Annotated in this window: 1 protein-coding gene; it reads right to left on the reverse strand. The window is 74.3% G+C overall.

Annotation, left to right across the window (positions count from 1 at the left end):
- Positions 1 to 273 precede the first annotated feature (273 nt).
- Positions 274 to 2,141 (reverse strand): TIM barrel protein (locus U9R90_RS35740; RefSeq protein WP_411061627.1); only part of this gene is annotated, 1,868 nt, incomplete at its 5' end.

The following is a 2,141-nucleotide window of genomic DNA, read 5'->3' on the forward strand; positions in this document are numbered from 1 at the left end:
CGATCATGGTGAATCCGGGCCCTCGGACGCGCTCCTTGAGGCGACCGAGGCGGAAGACCAGGCCCCGCTCGTACTGTTTCACCACGCGGGCGGCCGCCGCGACGTACACGGCGCCGGCGGTCGCGACCGTCAGTCCCACTGTGAGCAGCTCTTCGACCATGACGACCCCCTGCCATTAGAGTCGGCCGTCACTACCACGATATGCCCGGGAATCGACCAGGTCGAGCCCTGTCCGGCCTGGGCTGACCCTGGCCTGGACGGGCCCGGACTGGTTCAGCTGCCGCCGTCGGCGGCCGAGACGGTGGCGGTGTAGCGCTGCACTTCGCCCGCGATGCGGTCGCAGCCGATCAGGACCGGCCGAGCGCCGAGGTGGCGGAGTTCGGCGCGGTGCCGGTGGGTGGTGCCCGCGCGGGGGTCGTGGACGGCCACGTCGTACGCGGCCGGGGTATCGGCCGCTGTCGGCGCGAGGGTCAGCCGGTGCGCGGGCCAGTCCCAGCCGTACCGGCGGAAGAGTTCGCGCTCGATGACCTGTTCGCCGGGTTCGGGCAGGCAGGACCAGCCGCGGTAGAGGTCCATCAGCTCGGACGGGTCGCCGGTGCGCTCGACCAGCTGGGCCATGCGGTCGGGGGTGAGGTTGCCCCAGTAGCGGCCTTCCGGGAAGTCGACCAGGGTGGGCGCGAAGCGGTGGCCGCCGAAGCTGCTGATGCGCCACACCCGTACGGTGCCGTCGCTGCCGTGCGCCTCGCGCAGCTGCCGGTAGAACGGGTAGCCGAGGGTGCCGCAGCAGGCGTCGACCGAGGCGTGCGTGCAGACGACCAGGTCGCGGTGGAGGGTCGGGTCGCGGTACGCGGCGAACGGGGCGAGGGCGGCGGGGTCGTCGGCGAACAGGGCGTCGACCAGGGCCGGGGCCTGGTCGGTGGGGACGTGGTGCTCGATACGGGTGAGGGGCGCGGCCGGTCCCGTGGCGCGGTCGAAGCGGATGATCCGCAGCAGGCCCGGGGCGGAGTACTCCGGGTCGGGTGCGGCGGCGAACGTCTTCATGGTCAGGCCGCGTTCGGCGGTGCGGCGGGTGGCGGTGCGCAGGGCCGCCCGCAGCGGGGCGGGTACCCGGTCGCTCTCCCACACCGGGGTGCCCATGCCCGGCGGCCAGGGCAGCGGGAGTTCGAGCATCAGGAACCGGTCGAAGGGACGGGCCGTGCCGATCGGGTCCTCGGCCGCGGTGCGGGCGACCAGGGAGCAGGAGCGGTCGGCCGGGATCGTGGGCGCGGGTTCCCGCCGGGCCGGTGTGCGGCCCGCCATGGCGTCCAGGACGTTGTGGCGGGCCCGTTCCGCCTCGGAGTCGAGTTCCTCGACGGTGCCGAGCCGGGTGACGCTCTCCACGGCACTCGGCCCGGTGAAGCCGTGCGCGCGCAGCGTGCGGTAGAGGGCGGTGAAGTCCACGATGCCGTCGCCCGGTGTGATCGCCGGTGGCATGCCGCCGTTCGCGGTGGCCCGGTTGCTGCCGCGGACCGGGTGGTCGCGGACGCCCACCGCGGCGATGTACGGGGCGAGTTCGGCGAGGCCGTCGGCGGGCGGCTCGCCGCCGTAGTGCACCAGGTTGCCCGGGTCCCAGCAGGCACGGAAGGCGTCGTGGCCGACGCGCTGGACGACGGACAGGGTGTCCGCCGCGGTACGGGTCAGGCCGCCGTGCGGCTTGACGGCGATGGTCACCCCGCAGGCGGCGGCGTACGGGGCGGCGGCCGCCATCAGCCGCAGATAGCGGTCGCCGTGTTCGAGCTCGGGGCAGCCCATGTCGACCAGGGTGCGCACCGCGAGGCGGGCGCAGTGGTCGATCTGGCGGCGCAGCGCGCCCAGCGCCTGCTCGTCGTCGCGGTCCAGGTCGGCGGCATGGCTGAGGACCACAAGACGCAGCCCGTGGTCGCGGACGACCGCGCCGACCTCCGTGGCGCGAGCGGCCGGGGTATCGGGGGTGATCACTTCGGTGACGCCGTGCACCGGGAGTGCGACGGCGTCGAATCCGGCCGTACGGATGCCGCGCAGGGCACGCTCCAGGGGAAACTGCGCCCAGGGCCGCACGGTGCAGGCGAGCGCGGGCCGTTCGTGGTCCCCGTACGCGGGCCGGTTGTCGGGTATGGGGTGGC

It is taken from the genome of Streptomyces sp. E11-3 (assembly GCF_046540415.1).
Classification (GTDB): Bacteria; Actinomycetota; Actinomycetes; order Streptomycetales; family Streptomycetaceae; genus Streptomyces.